Source organism: Pannus brasiliensis CCIBt3594 (assembly GCF_036688125.1).
GTDB classification, from domain to species: Bacteria; Cyanobacteriota; Cyanobacteriia; order Cyanobacteriales; family Microcystaceae; genus Pannus; species Pannus brasiliensis.
Genome location: NZ_JBAFSM010000057.1, coordinates 1 through 18,173, shown reverse-complemented (window position 1 = coordinate 18,173; position 18,173 = coordinate 1). Strand labels below are relative to the sequence as shown.

Here is an 18,173-nt window from a genome sequence, read left to right as displayed (position 1 = left end):
CTGTACGATTCTTTACTAATCCGAAAGTTAGATGTAAAACTTGCCAAAAGTTCTTAAAATCATCTCGGAATACCATTCATTTTATCGAATCAAATCGATCGAGGTCGAACCGAATCGGTGATGTTAAAAATTATCGAGTATTTTTTACTAGCGGTTTTTATCGCCGGGCTACTGCTAATCGGTCGCTGGACGGGACAACTCGCCTATACTTGGATGCCTCTAGAAGCTACCGCCGAGGCGCGCCGGGTCGATGAATTGTTTAGCTTCCTCGTATCGATCGGGACGTTCGTTTTCTTGGGATTGGTGGGCATGATCCTGTACTCGGCTCTTTTCTACCGCGCGAGGCCCGGTGATTATAGCGAGGGACACCCGGCGAGGGGGAGCGCGAGACTGGAAATTCTCTGGACGATCGCCCCGGTGCTTTTGGTCGCCTGGATCGCGTTGCAGAATATCAATATTTACAACCGGTTAGATATTCTCGGTCTCCGGCAGATCGTGCGTTTTCCCCTAGAAATCGAACCCGCCGTCGCCGAGAGCGCCGTTACCACCCCGAAACCCGCGGCGGAAACGATCGGGGTAATCGCCAAACAATGGCGGTGGCTCTTCCGCTATCCGAACGGGGCCGAGAGCGGGGAACTGCATCTACCGATCGACGAGAGTACAAAGCTGGCTCTACGGGCTGAGGACGTGATCCACGGGTTTTACGTCGCGGAATTCCGTTTACGACAGGACGCGATACCGGGACGGGATATCGCGCTCGTCCTCACTCCCACGCGAGCGGGAAAATACCTCTTACAGGACGCGCAATTTAGCGGCGACGATTTCTCCCGGATGCGGGCGAACGTGTACGTGGAATCGAGGGAGGAGTACGATCGCTGGCTAGAAAGCGTCGCCCGACAGCCCCCGGCAGAAAAAGAGACAACGATCACCCGATCCCCCGAACCTTTACTAAAAACGCGATGGTCTGTCACCTCGCGATCGATCGAGGAGAGTGATTCATGACCCCGACTCCCGTTAGCGTTCCCGAAACCGAGCGCGCGCGCCGGACCGATCTCGATTGGCGACAGTATTTCCGTTTTAGCACCGACCATAAGACGATCGGCGTGCAGTACATGGTACTGTCTTTCACCTTCTTCCTACTCGGCGGACTGGCGGCGATGATCATGCGCGGAGAACTGATCACCCCGGAATCGAATCTCGTCGATCGATCGCTCTATAACGCCCTCTTCACCTTCCACGGTACGGTCATGATCTTCCTGTGGATCATCCCGTTTAACGCGGGATTGGCGAACTATCTCGTTCCCTTAATGCTCGGCGCGCGGGATATGGCGTTTCCGTTATTAAACGCGATTTCCTTCTGGATGATTCCCCCGGCGGGAATTTTACTTCTCTCTAGTTTTTTCTTACCTAACGGGCCCGCGCGCGCGGGATGGTGGTCCTATCCCCCGGTCAGTTTTCACCCGGTAAGCGGCGAACTCTTCTGGATCGTGAGCGTGCTAATTATCGGTATTTCCTCGATCATGGGCGCGGTCAACTTCGTCACCACGATCGTCTGGCTGAGAGCGCCGGGCATGACCTTTTTCCGAATGCCCGTTTTCGTCTGGTCGGTTCTCAGCGCGCAACTCCTGCAACTCATTAATCTGCCCTCCCTCACCGGCGCGTTAATCCTGCTACTCTTCGATCTCGCCTTCGGCACGAACATTTTTAAGCCCTTAGAGGGAGGCGATCCGGTTCTCTATCAACATCTCTTCTGGTTTTACTCGCATCCGGCCGTGTATATCATGGCTCTGCCCGCCTTCGGGATCTTCGCGGAAGTCCTGCCCGCGTTCGCCCGTAATCCTTTATTCGGCTATCGTTCCCTAGCGATCGCCTCGTTAGGGATCGCGCTGGTCAGTATCTTCGTCTGGGTACACCATCTCTTCGCCAGCGCCACCCCGAATTGGATGCGGATTACCTTCTCGATCACCTCGATGTTGGTGGCCGTACCGACGGGAGTGAAAGCTTTCGGCTGGACGGCCACGATCTGGCGGGGAAAACTCCATCTCGACACCCCCATGCTTTTCGCGATGGGAGGGGTGATCATGTTCCTGTTCGGCGGGATCACGGGAGTGATGTTAGCGGCGAATTCCTTCGATCTACACGTTAATAACACCTATTTCGTGGTCGGACACTTTCATTACATTGTTTTTAACACGATCACGATGGCGATCTTCGCGGCGATTTATTTCTGGTTTCCCAAGATCACCGGGAGAATACTATCGGAAGGCTGGGGAAAACTTCATTTCTGGCTCACCTTTATCGGCGCGAACCTGACCTTTTTCCCGATGCACCCCTTGGGATTACAGGGAATGGTGCGTCGGGTCGCTTCCTATCCGCCGGAGTATCAGGGATGGAACGTGATCGCCAGTTTGGGGGGATTTTTACTGGGAGTGTCGATCCTGCCCTTTCTCGCCAATGTTATCGCTTCTCTCCTAACCGGGCCGAGAGCGCCAGATAACCCGTGGGAGGCGACCGGCCTGGAATGGACGACCTCTTCCCCCCCGCCGCGGGACAATTTCGCGGAGATCCCGACGGTGATTTTCCCCCCCTATAACTACGGCAACCCGAGAGCCTACGGCGAAACTTCTACCACCCAATCCGGGGAAGAGGTCTCGCCGGACGAGTGATTAAGGCAGGAGTCAGGAGTCAGGAGTCAGGAGTCAGGAGTCAGGAGGCAGGAGGATAGATCTTTTATATAACTTACTCTTCCCCATCTCCCCATCTCCCTCACCTTCCCCATCTCCCTCACCTCCCTCATCTCCCTCATCTCCCTCACCTCCCTCACCTCCCTCACCTCCCTCCCACCATGACCCGAATCTCTCCCCCTCACCTCGTTCGTAAAGACGAAAGCCCGATCGATCTGGAGCGCTTTCGACGGATGTTCCCGCGGTGGTTCCGTCGCTTTCTACCGAGCGGGGGTGGCTCTCACGAAGACCATCACGGTAAGGGGATGTTCGGTTTCACGGTGTTTCTGCTCTCCGAGAGTGTTATTTTCCTAAGTTTATTCTTCACCTACATCGCGCTCCGACTGACGAACACTCACTGGCTCCCGTCGGGGGTTTCCGGCCCGGAACTGACTACCTTTGTCGTTATCAATACGGTGATCCTGCTCTCCAGTAGCGTGGTGATCCAACTCGCGGAACGATCGCTCGTCCGTCGTCATCGGAATCGATTTCGATCGCTCTGGTTCCTCACCTCGCTGATGGGGATCTATTTCCTCGTCGGGCAGGGTATCGAGTGGAGCCGTCTCGATTTCGGGCTGAAAACGGGGTTAGTGGGGGCGATGTTCTATATTCTCACGGGATTTCACGGGTTACACGTACTGACGGGGGTGATCTTGCAGGGGATCGTCCTCGCTCGATCGTTCCTGCCGGACAGTCACCGTCACGGCCATTTCGGGGTGAGCGCGACCACGTTATTCTGGCACTTTGTCGATGGGATCTGGGTGATTCTCTTCTCGTTGTTGTATCTATGGTGAGAATTTATGGCGGAAGGATCTTCCCATAAAACGATCTTCGCCGCGATCGCCGCCAATCTAGCGATCGCCATTACCAAATTTATCGCCGCGACGATGACGGGAAGTTCGGCCATGCTTTCCGAGGGAATTCACTCGGTGGTCGATACGAGTAACGAATTGGTTCTCCTCTACGGTATCCACCGCGGCCAACGTCCTCCCGACACCGAGCATCCTTTCGGTCACGGACGGGAACTGTATTTCTGGACGCTGATCGTGGCGATTCTCATTTTCGCGATCGGTGGGGGGATGTCGATCTACGAGGGAATCACCCATCTCATCCGCCCGAGTCCGATCGAGAATCCCACCTGGAACTATATCGTCCTGGGATTGGCGTTTGTTTTCGAGGGCTTTTCTTGGACGGTAGCCCTGCGGGAATTTATCCCCTCGGTAGGCGATCGCTCCCTCTGGCAAGCGGTCAGGGCTAGTAAAGATCCGACGATTTTCACGGTGCTTTTCGAGGATTCGGCGGCTCTATTGGGATTGATCGTGGCTTTTCTGGGAATTTTCTTAGGGCATAGCTTGGAAAACCCTTGGTTCGATGGTGGAGCCTCGATTATTATCGGTTCGATCCTGATCCTCGTGGCGATTATCCTCGCGCGTGAGAGTAAGAGTTTATTGGTCGGGGAAGGGGTCGATGCCGCCACCGCGAGGCATTTGCGATCGCTCGTCCTCGCCGATCCCTCGGTAGATAATGTGTTACGGCTGTTAACCCTATATTTCAGCCCGCACGAGATTTTATTGAATATCGAGATTCAATTCCGCCGGAATTTAACGATCGAGGAAGTGGTTCAGGCGATCGATCGGATCGAGTTCATTATCCAGCGCCATTATCCCGATATCCGCGATATTTTCGTCGAGGCGGAATCCTTAACCCGACGGGAGAGGAGTGGTCAGGAGGTAGGAGGTGAGGATGGCTAGGACGGGGAAAACAGGAAGGAGGAACCGTGAGCTTCACCGTACTACCGGCGATTCGGGCGGGAGAATGGCAAGAGAATCCGAAACCACAGTCGAGTTTTTCTATCTAAAGCTAACCAAATATAGACAGGATTTCTTGGTAATTAACCAATGATCATAGAGGACTAAATTGATTTTGCTTGGGGCGGTGATCCTTATCTTGTGGGAAATAGAGCGATAAAAGGTATTGGCATATTTTGGCAGAGAGCGAAGTGAAATTTTAAGAGCTCTCGCGATTCCTCGTCAAGATATCCTTTTAATAAAAGCTTGTTGATTAAATATAAGATCTAAAGTAACGTTTTCACTACCTAGAAAACACTACCTAGAGACAGTTTGCCGGAGGTCTATTCATCAAGGGGCGGAAGAGCGACCTGTCGTATCGCGAGGGATAATCGAGAGATATTAGTTCGCTCGTGTCCTTCTTGACAGGTTCGTTTCGGGGATCGTTCTCACTCCGCGGGCCAGGTAAAACGGAAAGTCGCCCCGTTCCCTAATTCGGACTCTACTGAAATATCGCCCCCCTCGCTCTCGACGATTTTTTTCACGATCGCTAAACCGATCCCGGTACCCGCGGATTTCCCGCCGAGAGTTTGGAAGAGGTCGAATACCCGCTCGCGATCTTCCGGGGCGATGCCCGGGCCGTTATCGCTTACCGAGAACTCGTAATACCCTTCCCGCCGTCGCGCGCGGATCTCGATCCGTCCGTCGGGGCGATCGCCGTACTTGAGCGCGTTGCCGATGAGATTGGCAAAAACTTGAGATAGCAGTAATCGCTTGGTCACGAAAACCGGCATATCCGGTGGTATCGAGACCGCGAACGATGCCGGGGGCGCGAGAGAATCGATCGCCTCGTCCAGTAATTCCCGCGTGTTAACCATTTCCGACCGGATTTCCCCGCGGCCTACCCGCGAGTAGGCCAGCAATCCGTCGATCAGCGACACCATACGGCTCACCCGCTCCCCTAGAAGTTCCAGATGGTGTAGGTTATCCCCTTCCAATCGGCCCCCGAGGTCGTCGGTCAGCCATCCGGCGAGGTTGGCGATCGCCCGCAGGGGCGCTTTGAGATCGTGCGAGACCGTGTAGACAAAGCGGTCTAACTCCCGGTTCCGTTCGATTAACTCGGCCGCGGTTCGCTCTAGGGCGGCGTTTAACGCTCTCAACTCGTCGGCCTGTCGCTCTAGTCGGAGTTCCGCGCGCACCCGATCGGTAATATTCTCGGAGAAAATGACGATACCGCCGATCGAGCCGGCCGCGTCGAACCACGGACGGCTCTCCCATTTCACCCAGTAGATCGAGCCGTCGGCGCGCTCGAAGCGTTCTCCCCCCGATCTCTCCACCGCGTCGGCCAGACAGTTCCGGTGAACCTGTCGCCACGATTCGGGAAGGTCGGGAAAGACCTCGTAATGGGAGCGCCCGATCACGTTCCCGGATAATTGACAGTCCTCTAACCAGCGTTGACTGTGCGCGAGATAGCGCATCTGGCGATCGAACATCGCCATCGCCGCCGGGGCGTGTCGGATGAACGGCGACAATTTTTCTTCCGACTCGCGCGACCGTTCCTCGGCCAGTTTCCGCTCGGTGATATCGATCGCCGAACCGAGGATCTGTACCGGGTTCCCCCGCTCGTCGCGGGCGAAGATCGTGTCGCGACTCGTGAGCCAACGCCACCCGCCATCCGCGTGTCTCATCCGGTACTCGATGGTGAAAATCCCGTCCTCGCGCGCGCCGCGAATCCGATCGTGGTGTTCCTCGATCCGGGGGAGATCGTCGGGATGAAACAGTTCGGTGAGAACCCACGAGGAGCTAGAGCGTATTGCCTCGATCGAGAAGCCCAACAGGGGGAAAATTTGCGGGCCGATATAAACATTCCGCCTCTCGACCAGATCGAAAATATAGAGCAGATTCGGCGCGGCCTCGTTGATTTCCTTCAAAAATCTCTCCGATTCGCGTAATCGTTCCTCGATCGCCTTCCGCTCGGTAATATCGCGCCACGCGACGATCCCGCCCGTTACCTGTCCGTGGCGATCGAGAATCGGGGCCGCGTTACAGGAGACGCGAACGGGAGGGTTATCGGGTCGCCGGAGAATCCATTCCTCGCCGAACGTCACCTCCCCCCGTCGGAGCGCGCGAACTAGGGGTAAATCTCCGTCGTTCGGGCGGGAACCGTCCGGCCGCAGGAGATCCCATCGTTCCAAGTATCGTTCTACGGGAATTCCTTCCAGACTCTCCGGCGATCGCCCGGTTAACCGTTGTCCGTACCGACTGACCCGACGGATCGTACCGTCCGGTGCCTCGGCAATGGCGATCCCTTCCGGGATAGATTCCATCAACGCGTCGAGAATCCGTTGACTTTCCTGTAACTGTTCTTCGGTTCGCTTGAGATCCTCCCGCTCGGTCATCTCCTGTACCACCACGTTCACCCCCGAAACGCGGCCGTTACCGTCGCGCGACGGATAGTAACTCGCTAACCAGTGACGTGGCGCGCCGGGGCGCGATGGGGTCGTTCCCTCGATCGCCAGATTCTGGAGCGGTTCCCCCGATCGGATCACCTGTCGGCAGACGCGTTCCACCCGTTCCCCCAGTTCCGGCAGGAGTTCGCTCGGGGTACGGCCGATATGCTCGGACACCGGTAGACCGTTGATCTCGGCCAGGCGCTCGTTCACGCGAACGAAACGGAGTTCGAGATCGTGCGAACATAGCCCGACCGGGGCGGTCCGATAGATCGATTCGATTTCCGATCGCTGTTCGCGGAGTGTTTCCCGACTCCGACGGAGTTCTTCTTCGACGCGTCGGCACCCGTTCGGTTCGTTATCGTCCCGCGACGGGGAGCGATCCGATCGACCTCTCGCGAGGGCGCGGGCGATCGCCGAGCGTAGCGTTTCGGGCGCGAGTCGGTTCTTGACTAGATAATCGATCGCTCCCGCTTTCAACGCGGCGGGTACGATCGGTTCGTCCTCCCGCTCGGTTAACAGGACGATCGGGCTAGGGCGATCGAGATCCTCGCCCGCGAGAGTTTCGAGAAATTCTCCCGCCGCGGGATCGGGAACACGATAACCGAGCAGGACTATATTGGAATGAAGCGAACGGTACAACTCCAGCCCCTCGCGCGCGGTCGCGGCCACCCGGATCGCGGTTTCTTCCGAGAAGATCGATCGGGAGTCCCCGTCGATCGTCCGTCGGTCTTCGAGACGGGTTTCGACGATTAGGACGGTAAAAGGCGACGCTCCGTCGGAAGCGAACAATAGCTCGGTCGCGCGATCGTCAAAAAGCGGCAAGCGGGACATAAAGTTTCCGTTCGATCTACTCACGCGGGAACTCCATTCCTAGATACGGATAAAGCGGTGCTAAATCGATCAAGGGTCGTATTAAATCCTAACCGATCGACCGGTCAATCTCCCGCTTTAGCTGTACCTCTTTAGATAGATAAGTCTGATTTTTGAAGAAATTATTGTTACCGGATAATCTAGCATTAGCGAAAACTAATTGGCTCTCTTGAATATAGACAAAAATGTATATTTAGATACATTTCGTGATACTATACTCGTTTATAAACCCGACTATACTTGCTTTCTAGACTTTAAAAGCCAAAATTATTACCATAATCCGGAGAGAGCCAAATAAAATAGATCTCTGAAAAGAAACTAATCAGTAAAGAGGGACGAGAGCGATCCAGAAATAGCTAAGAGCGGCGAGCGTTATCTATCGAGAATCGACCTCGATAATAAAGTTTCATTTAAAAGGAGTATGTAACGACTTCGAGCCTCGAACGACGGAGGGAGTGGACGGGGCGATCGATCCTACAATTAAACTCATTAAAAGACAAGGTTACGGTTTTCATGATTTTGAACATTTTCGATATTGTCCGGTGAGAATGTGCATCCGAACGCGACCGGATTGTCCTTATTCTGTGGCGGTTCGGGTGTATTCCCGACTGTTTTTGCCGTCTGGCGAGCGGTTTTCTTGTACTATCGTCTTTCCGGGCGATCTAAAATCCAGTCTACGGGAAGAGGGAAAATCGAGATCGATCGAATCCGCTCCTTCCCGTACCGCGCCGAAAGAGACGGGATTTTTTCGAGGATTTCCGATAAGATGGAGTAGGTTCGTATTTAGTCGATCGAGGGTCAATATGATTAAAGATATCGAGATCCAGAATTTCCGATGCTTCGAGCATACCAAGATCGAGGGCTTCGAGCGCGTCAATTTGATCGGGGGTAAGAATAACGCGGGTAAAACCGCCTTCCTAGAAGCCTTAATCGTTGCAGATAATCCTGACAATATTCTGTATTTAAAAGATTTGAGAAGAGAAGCACCAGAAATTAGTAGAGTTCTGCCAGAACAAATGTTACAAAACTTATATTTTGAACAAAAATCTAATCGAGCAATTTCTTTTAAAATTAAAAATAATATAAATATCGATTTTTTCATAAATACCTCAATCGCATTTTATGAGGACTTTTTTAGTTTGCCAGAAGAATCTTTGTCTGATTTTAAAAGTAGTGAATCCATAGATAGAGTTTTAAGAAGCTTTATTGAACAAGGATCGAATATACCACCCATTTTAGAAATCAACAGCTTTAGCGAAAAAATGGATTCTGAAAATTTTACCGAGAACATTTCACATCATATATTGTTCGTAGATACAGAAGGATATGTAAAAGCTGTTGTAAACTCGGGACTACTTTATCCTTTTACTACACATCCCGAAAACTTACACTTTTTACCTATTGTTCCAGTCTTTACAAATCGTTCTAGATCGGAAATAGCCCAAGATTATGAGCGCTTGATCTTACAGGAAGAAAAAGAACAGCAATCTGAGGTTTTAAAAGCCTTTCAAATCTTAGACCCCAATATAGAAAAAATTGAAAGCTTTTCTCTGGGGTCTCCGAATTTATATCTAACAAGAACGGGAGGAAGACGTTTACCCATAGCTCTATTCGGTGATGCAATTAATCGTTTAGCAGGAATTATATTGAAATTGCTAAATAATAATAGCTCGATTTTATTGATTGATGAGATTGAAAATGGAATACATTATACCAATCAGAAAGAATTTTGGCAAATGCTATTCCGATTAGCTACAGAACTCGATACCCAAATTTTCGCAACGACTCATAGTATAGAGATGATCCGAGCTTTCGCCGATGTCGGTTTAGAGCATTATCCAGAGCAGGGGGCGTATTTTGAACTATTTAGAAGCCCTAGAACTGATAAGATTATGGGTGTGAAAAGAGATTTGGAAACCTTAGACTACGCATTAAAGCATGACAAAGAAGTGAGGGGTGAAAGATGAGCAATTTGTTAATCGTCGAGAGCAAGAATGATAAATTTTTTCTCCAAGCATTAATCGATCGCTTAAACCTAAACGATATCCAGTTAGGCCAACCGATCTGTCTTGACGATGAGCATTATAAATGTTTGGGGGGGTTGGATTCAACAAAGATGATTACCGCACTGAAGGAAGCGAAAACAGATATTGAAAGTAGAGATATAGATAAGGTCGGCGTAATCATCGATCAGGACTTGTTGTCAAAAGAGCAAAGGATTAGCGAGCTTAATGATTGCCTAAAGAAGGTTTATTCGGAAGCGGAAGATATCGCCGATACAAGCCAACTGTATCGATTGATGACGATAGAAGGGCGAACGATAGAATTTGCCTGTTATTTTATCAATGTCGATGGACAAGGAGAGCTAGAAACACTCCTTAAAGAAATAAAAAGCCAAGATTCGACCTATGCGGATTGTTTAGAAGCTTGGCAGGAATGCTTACAACAGCGAGGAAAATCGGTTCTGAATAGAAAAAATTTTGATAAATTCTGGATCAGCAATTATATACGGTTCGACACCTGTTCAAAGAAGGAGGAAGGTAATGCCGGGCAGAAATGTAGCATGAGCGTGACGGGGTTTGAATACGTTATGAAATACAAGCCTCATATTTGGAATTTCGAGCATGAGGTACTAAACGAACTTAAAGACTTTTTACGACTGTTCGGGTGATCGGGCCCGCCGGAAATCGATCGCCCTCCCGAAAAATATACTAAACTTAACAAACGAAACGTTCCCTATCTGTTAACGAACGATGTATGTAGTAATCGGTGGAGCGGGATTAATCGGCCTGAGTTTAGCGCGGCAACTCGTCGAACTCGGTCATAAAGTCGCGGTGATCGACATCGATCCGTCTGCCTGTCGGTACGCGCGCGAACAGGTGGGAGTGATGGCCTTCGAGGGAAGCGCGGTCAGTACGGATATATTATTAGAATCCGGCGTTCTCAAAGCCGAGGCGATCGTCGCCGCGCTCCGTCAGGACGCGTTAAATTTAGCCCTAGTCACCCTGGCCAGACATTACGGTGTCCCGCAGATCCTCGCGCGGGTGCGTCACCGGGACTTTATCGAACCCCTGCGTCTGGCCGGTGCCACCCATATCGTCAGCACCGTGGATCTGTCCGTCTCGACGATGGTGAACGCGATCGAGTACCCGCGGGTAGAATCGATGATGCACTTCGAGCAGGGACAGATCGAGGTCTTAAAATTAACCGTTCCCGATCGCTGTGACGTGGTGGGGCAAAGCGTCGCCGATATCGCCCGAGATAGCCGATTTCCCACCGGATCGCTGATTATCGGCTATCAAGCGCACCCGCACGAGGATTTAATCGTTCCCAACGGTAGCACCGTTCTCGAAGCCGGTTCGACGGTACTGATCGTCACCAAACCGGGTTATTTACACCAGATTATCGACTTTATGGGAGGTCACGCGGGTTAATCGTCTTCTAGCGAGAGTAATTGTTCGTCGATCGCCCGCAATTTTTCCGCGACAACTTCCTCGGAGAGAACCCGCTGACGGACGGCCTCGGCCAGCGCGCCTTTCTCCGCGAGCAACAAGCGCCGACGGATCGAGGCCGATCGGGTGAGAGACGGTTCCATCGTATCGCCACGGGACGGACGACGGTTATAAAACTCCCGCAGGGACTTCTCCGCGGACGCTACCCGCACCTGATAATCCGATCGGGTTTCCTCGTAAACCGCTTTCGGTAACACCCCCGATTGAAACAAAGTTTCCAGTTCATCGAGCGCGGCTTTGGCTCCCATCAACCGCGCTTGCAGTTCCTCGATCGTCAGACGGGACGGGGAAAGTCTCGTTAGTTGCAAGCGTTTCACCACCCAAGGCAGACTCAACCCCTGACCGATCAAAGACAGTAACACCGTCCCGAAAACGATAGCGATCGCCTGTCCCCTCTCCGGTAACGTCGCCGGAAGACTCAAAGCCATAGCCATCGATAGAGAACCCTTGATATTACCGAAAAATAGAACGTGTTGCCATTTCCGCGGGATCGGTCGATCGAAATAGCGGGCGATCGCCAAGATCGGATACACCGAGAGAATTCTACCGATCTGGTAGGCGAGGATAGCGAATAAAACCGCCGGGAGCGTTTGCCAGAAAGTGATTAAATCCACCTCGATGCCGATCAGCAGGAAAATAAAACTATTCACCCCGAAACTCGCCACTTCCCAGAAACTTAACAGATTCAGACGGGTAGAAGCCGAAATATTGCTCCCGATGCCCAGTTTATTGACCATTAGACCCGCCACGACCACGGCCACGACCCCGGATACCTTGACCGCTTGCCCGATCTGAAATACCCCCAGAGCGAGGGCGATCGTCAGTAAAATATTGCCGAGGGGTTCATCGATCCGGGCCAGTAATCCCGCGCCGAGATACCCCAAAGCCAAACCGATCAGACTCCCCCCGACGATCACCACGAAAAAATCCTGACCGGCCTCCAGAAATGTGATGGAACCGGTTTCCTGCACTTTTAGCAGTAAACCGAAGAGAACCAGCGCGATCCCGTCATTAAAGAGACTTTCCCCCTCGACGATCGTGGATAGCCGCGCCGGGACGGGAACTTCCTTAAACACCGCGATCACCGATACGGTATCCGTGACCGCTAGGATCACCCCCATGAAAAGAGCGGCGATCCAACCGACTCCCAATCCCCTCCAGAGTAAAAAAGCCGTGACACCGGAACAGAGAATCACCCCCGGCCCCGCGAGAAGGGCGATCGGTTTAATGGTATTGCGGAGGCGGGAGATATCCGTATTAATAGAAGCCTCGAAGATGAGAATCGGCAGAAAAAGATTGATAATCAGCGCGTCATCGAGGCCGACCTGTTCGGGCAGAAGTCGGGTAATCGCTAAACCCGCGACCACCAAACCGGTCACGTAGGGAATTCTCAGCCATCGCGTTCCGATCGCCACTCCCGTCGCCACCAGTAGCAGAATAACGAGAATCGCGACGAAAGAAGTAACATTCATGTTTTTTTTCGGTCAATAACTCTCATTTTGTCAAAAATCCCTTATCGCTTACTGTAGCAGAGCCTCACAACTCTTGCGAATCCCCGGCGAATCCGCGGTGGAAAAATCCCCGGAGATATACTAGGGTTAAAGAGCGAACTTCAAGATTAGACTTCTCGGACATTCCGTTTTGAAAGTCTAAAAACCGGGTAAAGATGAGCGTACCGGAAGATAAAGCCCGTTTTTCCCGTGGTAGGTAGCCGTTTTTTGATTCTCTCTCCCGTCATCTCTCTCCAGAAGAAACGTTAAATTCCGCGCGCGGGGCTATTTTATGAGCAAGGGCAAAAAACACGATCTTCGCTGGATAAAAGAAACTCTAGAGCTAAAAGAGGGTCATAACTGGCGTTCGAACGAGGGAACCAAAATATTCGTGGCCGGACGCGGCGCGGTACGCTTTGACGTGCCGGGAGATTGGCACATGGAACCGCAAGAGAATTCCTTCCGTTTCCTCGATCGAAAACCCCCGAACGATGATTGTTGTCTGGAAGTCTCCTATAATATCTTGCCCCCGAACGCTGACTTGACCGATTTCCCTCTCGCATCGACCTTAAAAAAGCTAGTCAGAGAAGATTCCCGAAATCCCAGCGATTTCAGCGAAGTTTTTAAATTAAAACGCCAAACCGCGCGCGTCGTCTGGATGCAAATGCAATTTACCGATTCCCGGGAACACCGCGAGGCCTATTCCCGCATCGCTATCGGCCTCGGTTCCGGGGTGCAATGCCTGATCACGATGGATTACTGGGTGGACGACGCGGAACGCGTTACCCCCGTTTGGGATCTGGTTCTCTCGACATTGGTTCTCGGCCTCTATATACGCGATCCGCGTACCGGTTTCGCCTATCCCGATTAAGTCGATCGAATCCCCGGAACCGCGATCATCATAGAATCCCGAACCCCTGTAAGCCGAACGCGCCTATAGGGGTTTACAAGTATCCCAAAACCCTCTAGGTTAAAAGCTAATCCCCCCGACTATAGTAACTTTCTATGAAAAAAATCTCGATTCTCGGTTCTACCGGTTCGATCGGTACTCAAACCCTCGATATCGTCACCCACCATCCCGAACAGTTTCAAGTCATCGGTTTGGCGACCGGTAATAATATCGCCCTTCTCGCCCAACAGATCCGCCAATTTCGCCCGGAAATCGTCGCTATCCGCGATGAATCCCGCCTAGAAGATTTAAAAACCCTCATCGCCGATCTCGATTATCGCCCGATCGTTCTCGCGGGAGAATCGGGAGTTATCGAGGTCGCGCGCTACGGGGACGCGGAAAGCGTCGTTACCGGGATTGTCGGTTGTGCCGGCTTACTCCCGACGATCGCCGCCATCGAGGCCGGTAAAGATATCGCGCTCGCGAACAAGGAAACCCTGATCGCCGGCGGCCCGGTCGTATTACCGTTAATCGAGAAACACGGGGTAAAATTACTCCCCGCGGACTCGGAACACTCGGCGATTTTTCAATGCTTGCAGGGAGTCCCGGAAGGGGGATTGAGAAAGATCATCCTCACCGCGTCGGGGGGCGCGTTCCGGGATCTCCCCGTGGAAAAATTAAGTCAGGTAACGGTCGCGGACGCGCTGAAACATCCGAACTGGTCGATGGGAAAAAAAATCACGATCGATTCCGCGACGCTGATGAATAAAGGCTTGGAAGTGATCGAGGCCCATTATCTCTTCGGCGTGGACTACCATTCGATCGAGATCGTCATCCATCCCCAAAGTATCATCCACTCCCTGATCGAGTTACAGGATACCTCCGTACTCGCGCAATTGGGCTGGCCGGATATGCGTTTACCCCTGTTATACGCGCTTTCCTGGCCCGATCGCATCTATACCGACTGGGAACGCCTGGATCTCGTAAAAGCGGGTAATTTAACCTTCAAAGAACCGGATCACGACAAATATCCCTGTATGGGACTCGCCTACGCCGCCGGACGCTCCGGGGGAGCCATGCCCGCGGTACTCAACGCCGCCAACGAACAAGCCGTCGCCCTCTTTCTCGCCGAAAGAATCGGTTTTCTCGACATTCCCCGAGTAATCGAACGGGTTTGCGAGCGTTTCACCACGAAAAACACCAAACAGCCGACGCTAGAGGATATTCTCGAAGCCGATCGCTGGGCGCGGGGTGAAGTCCTGCAAATTAGCGAGAAAGTGTTCGGTTAACCCGTCGCGCGAGCTTTCTTGTCGATCGGGGGGGAGGGGGCTATACTATTATGAAAAGATTATGAAAACCGTTCCCCCCTTTTCTCCCGCCAATGACAGCCAGCCAATCGATCGCCCCGAAACTCGATTCTCCCGTCAAAATCCAAGAAAATAAACCCTCCTGGAGTTTTTGGTCGGTTTTTAGCTCTACCTTTTTCACCATCTTTTTCGCCGAACTCGGGGATAAAACACAACTGGCGACCTTATTAATGAGCGCCGAATCTCGCTCTCCGTGGGTGGTCTTCGCGGGAGCGGCCGCGGCATTGGTAGCCACCAGTCTCTTAGGGGTAAGCGTCGGTTGTTGGATCGCCCGTCGTCTCTCCCCGCGAACGCTAAATATCTCCGTCGCGCTCTTACTTCTCTTGATCAGCGGCTTATTGGTAGGCGATATTCTCGAATTTTAGGTTATTCTGTCATAATTAACCCCAAAATCTGTGGATTTCTTCGCCTCCTGCCTCCTGCCTCCTGCCTCCTGCCTCCCGACTCCTGACTCCTACCTCCTGACTCCTAAACCAATGGAATGGCAACTCTTCGGATTAACTTTCATGACCGTTTTTCTCGCGGAAATTGGCGATAAAAGTCAGTTAGCCGCCATCGCGCTCGGTAGTAGCTCGAAATCGCCCCGCGCCGTGTTGTTCGGATCGATCGCCGCGTTGATCCTCGCCAGTTTTCTCGGAGTCCTCGCGGGGGGAAGCGTGGCCGGATTCTTACCCGCGAAAGCCCTCAAAGCGATCGCCGCGCTCGGTTTCGCCCTGTTAGCCGTTAAACTGCTCTGGCCGGGACAGGAAGAGGACTAGCGGAAGCTCGAAGGTTGTATCCCCCGTGTATTTTCGGTTCGGTATCCCCCTACCGGTAGATTTTTAGTGCCTCACCGCGTCGGAATTTTTCCGTTCCGATCGCTATTCCCCTTTTCAGAAGATGCGAAAAACGTTTTAAAACTATTTAAAAAGAGAATAAAGTCCGCGATGGACAGACAAATATTAAGAATATTAAAAAAAGTTAAAGTGATTATTGTGAACAAAGTGTCAAAATATTTTCCGACATATTATTTAAGTATAAATAACCGTAAAGACCGATTGTACCGCTATCCATTCTCTGGTAAAGCCCCGTTCCCGTCTACAGGACGCTCGATCGCCAGAGAAAGCGGTTCGAGCGATCGCTTTAAATTTAGCGTTAATCAAGGAAATTAAAACTCTTTTTTGTCTTTTCTAACTACGGCTCTATCTAGCCGCTTACCGCCCCCGCTTTCTAAACTTCGTACTCGATATTTTTCCCGAAAGTATCCGAGGTCATTTTAGCGAGACGGATAACTTATCGGATTGAACCGTGTCTCCATCCTACAGCGTTCGAGAGAAGGATTATGTCTTATACGATCCCAGACAGTTGTTATAGTTGCGGAACTTGTAAGCCGGAATGTCCGACGGGGGCGATCCGGAGCGAGGGAGGAGAATACTGGATAGAAGCGGGACTGTGTAATAACTGCGAGGGATACGCGGACGCGCCGATCTGCGTCGTTAGCTGTCCCATCGGCAGTCCCATTCCCTTCCAGGCGAAAAAAGGCCGCTATAAAAGTATCGATCACCCGGAGATCGGCCCGGATCTGTTCGCGAACGGCAAAAATAATCCCTTCGCCTCCTCGATGGTAATCTGGGAAGCCTGTAATCTCCTCACCAGCGCCCCGATCCTACCCTGGAAAACCGACGAGGGGGGCGCGTCGCGCTACGAGAAACCGGTGAAACAGGGACGGGGATCGATCGCCTTCCGATTGACCGACGATCTCGAAGCCGAGAATCCGTTAGCCCTCGACGAAGAGAGCGCGGCGAGAGCGATCGAATCGATCGATCCCCGCGCGGCCTGTATGCACCTGATTTTCGCCGCTCACGTCACCCTGCTCGATAAACCGTGGGAACAGGAATTCACCCTCAACGACCAACAGATCGAGAAATATCTCGGACTCGACAAACGCAAGGATCTCAGTAAACCGAGCAAATTAACCCTGATCAAAACCCTCGTCCATCAATCCTGCCAGCTTCTCGCCTCGATCGAGTGGCCGCAACAGGGAAAAGTGAACGGATTCTCGATCCCCGAAAGCCGGATCTGGCACGCGAGGGAGATCAAACACCATTTTCAGACCGACGAGCTAGGTTGCAAACACCTAACCGGCATCACCTTTACCATTCAAGCGGGAATCTGGGCGAAATACTTCTTGAATAAATATAGTTACCGTCGTCGTACCGCTTTCTACCAGTACGGTTCCCTACCGCGCTTTCTCCTCGGAACCACCATGAGCATCTGGCAACAGCATCAAGGCGCGTTACGGATGATGCTCTGGTTGCTCTTCAAAACCAAGATGGGAAGCAAGCAATGTATCACCGTCCCCACCCTGCTACGGGTCGCCTACGGGGAGGAAAAAGTCATGCAATCCAACTCCAAGAGAGAGCAGAGAAAACGGCTGATCAAAGCCTTCGAGAGCGATCTAGAAGTCCTGAACCACTACGGCATTAAACCCGTCTTCGATCCCGTGACCTATCCCCCGGAAATCCAACCGCTCTGGGCGAAACTCGCCGATCTTCCCGAAGACGCGGACGAGGCGCTCGATTTCTGGATCGCCGACGGTTCGAGCGATCGAAGTCTCACCGATGCCAGTCCCCGCGGCAAATGGAAACTACTCCAACGCGCGCGAATCCTCCAATTCGACCTCCCCGCGGACTGGGAACAACAACTCGCGAAACTGGAGAAGAAAAAACAACAACGGGTCAACCGGAAAATGCAGACCCGAAAATCCTTCAATCTCTCCTCGGAACAGATCCTCAGCGCGCGCAAAAGTCAGGGCATCAGTCAGCGACAGTTAGCGCAACTGGCCGGAAAAAGCCAGAGTTGGGTCAGAGACGTGGAACAAGGCCGCTTTTCCGCCAAACCCGAAGATCAAGCCGTACTCAAAAAGGTCTTGGGATTGAATTGAAGCGGGAGTAGGGAGTCAGGAGGTGAGGGGGGTAAGGGAGGTGAGGGAGGTGAGGGAGATGAGGGAGGTGAGGGAGATGAGGGAGGTGAGGGAGGTGAGGGAGATGAGGGAGATGAGGGAGGTGAGGGAGATGAGGGAGGTGAGGGAGGTGAGGGAGAT

Annotated in this window: 14 protein-coding genes and 1 pseudogene; 13 read left to right on the top strand and 2 right to left on the bottom strand. The window is 52.4% G+C overall.

Annotation, left to right across the window (positions count from 1 at the left end):
- The first annotated feature begins 120 nt into the window (after positions 1-120).
- The 4 genes from V0288_RS21325 (at position 121) to V0288_RS21310 (ending at position 4,474) form a co-directional block, all read left to right on the top strand.
- Positions 121-1,002, top strand: coding sequence for a cytochrome c oxidase subunit II (locus V0288_RS21325; RefSeq protein ID WP_332867196.1), 882 nt, complete (start codon positions 121-123; stop codon positions 1,000-1,002).
- Complete coding sequence (gene ctaD, locus V0288_RS21320) at positions 999-2,666, top strand: cytochrome c oxidase subunit I (RefSeq protein WP_332867195.1); 1,668 nt, start codon at positions 999-1,001, stop codon at positions 2,664-2,666. The genes V0288_RS21325 and ctaD overlap by 4 nt, the downstream gene beginning before the upstream one ends.
- 251 nt (positions 2,667-2,917) lie before the next feature.
- Positions 2,918-3,517 carry a cytochrome c oxidase subunit 3 gene (locus V0288_RS21315; RefSeq protein ID WP_422662045.1) on the top strand — a complete coding sequence of 200 codons (600 nt, stop codon included), beginning with the start codon at positions 2,918-2,920 and terminating at the stop codon, positions 3,515-3,517.
- A 6-nt stretch (positions 3,518-3,523) separates the two neighbouring features.
- Positions 3,524-4,474: a cation diffusion facilitator family transporter gene (locus V0288_RS21310; protein WP_332867193.1), complete on the top strand. Its 951-nt coding sequence runs from the start codon at positions 3,524-3,526 to the stop codon at positions 4,472-4,474.
- A 485-nt stretch (positions 4,475-4,959) separates the two neighbouring features.
- On the opposite strand, the gene V0288_RS21305 is transcribed toward V0288_RS21310, so the two are convergent.
- Complete coding sequence (locus V0288_RS21305) at positions 4,960-7,794, bottom strand: PAS domain S-box protein (RefSeq protein WP_332867192.1); 2,835 nt, start codon at positions 7,792-7,794, stop codon at positions 4,960-4,962.
- 413 nt (positions 7,795-8,207) lie between these two features.
- Between V0288_RS21305 and V0288_RS25200 the strand changes: the two are divergent.
- The 4 genes and pseudogenes from V0288_RS25200 to V0288_RS21290 form a co-directional block, all read left to right on the top strand.
- Positions 8,208-8,354, top strand: a pseudogene (locus tag V0288_RS25200) (transposase); the annotation flags it as partial.
- A gap of 282 nt (positions 8,355-8,636) precedes the next feature.
- Complete coding sequence (locus tag V0288_RS21300; protein ID WP_332867191.1) at positions 8,637-9,800, top strand: AAA family ATPase; 1,164 nt, start codon at positions 8,637-8,639, stop codon at positions 9,798-9,800.
- Positions 9,797-10,504, top strand: a complete 708-nt coding sequence (locus tag V0288_RS21295; RefSeq protein ID WP_332867190.1) for a DUF3226 domain-containing protein — start codon at positions 9,797-9,799, stop codon at positions 10,502-10,504. The genes V0288_RS21300 and V0288_RS21295 overlap by 4 nt, the downstream gene beginning before the upstream one ends.
- Positions 10,505-10,586: 82 nt before the next feature.
- Positions 10,587-11,267, top strand: a complete 681-nt coding sequence (locus V0288_RS21290) for a potassium channel family protein (RefSeq protein WP_332867189.1) — start codon at positions 10,587-10,589, stop codon at positions 11,265-11,267.
- Here V0288_RS21290 and V0288_RS21285 read toward each other — a convergent pair.
- Entirely contained in the window at positions 11,264-12,817 is a 1,554-nt protein-coding gene (locus V0288_RS21285) for a Na+/H+ antiporter (protein ID WP_332867188.1), read from the bottom strand. The two genes, V0288_RS21290 and V0288_RS21285, sit on opposite strands and share 4 nt — an antisense overlap.
- A gap of 310 nt (positions 12,818-13,127) precedes the next feature.
- Here V0288_RS21285 and V0288_RS21280 point away from each other — a divergent pair, with 310 nt between their 5' ends.
- From V0288_RS21280 to V0288_RS21260, 5 genes are all read left to right on the top strand, one after another.
- On the top strand, positions 13,128-13,706 hold the full coding sequence (locus V0288_RS21280) for a hypothetical protein (RefSeq protein WP_332867187.1): 579 nt from the start codon (positions 13,128-13,130) through the stop codon (positions 13,704-13,706).
- 134 nt (positions 13,707-13,840) lie between these two features.
- Positions 13,841-15,013, top strand: coding sequence for a 1-deoxy-D-xylulose-5-phosphate reductoisomerase (gene dxr / locus V0288_RS21275; protein WP_332867186.1), 1,173 nt, complete (start codon positions 13,841-13,843; stop codon positions 15,011-15,013).
- A 92-nt stretch (positions 15,014-15,105) separates the two neighbouring features.
- Entirely contained in the window at positions 15,106-15,456 is a 351-nt protein-coding gene (locus V0288_RS21270; RefSeq protein ID WP_332867185.1) for a TMEM165/GDT1 family protein, read from the top strand.
- Between the two features lie 111 nt (positions 15,457-15,567).
- Entirely contained in the window at positions 15,568-15,849 is a 282-nt protein-coding gene (locus V0288_RS21265; protein WP_332867184.1) for a TMEM165/GDT1 family protein, read from the top strand.
- Positions 15,850-16,412: 563 nt separating this feature from the next.
- The gene (locus tag V0288_RS21260; protein ID WP_332867183.1) at positions 16,413-18,014 is read left to right on the top strand and encodes a helix-turn-helix domain-containing protein; all 1,602 of its coding nucleotides are present in this window, start codon (positions 16,413-16,415) and stop codon (positions 18,012-18,014) included.
- The last annotated feature ends 159 nt before the right edge of the window (positions 18,015-18,173 follow it).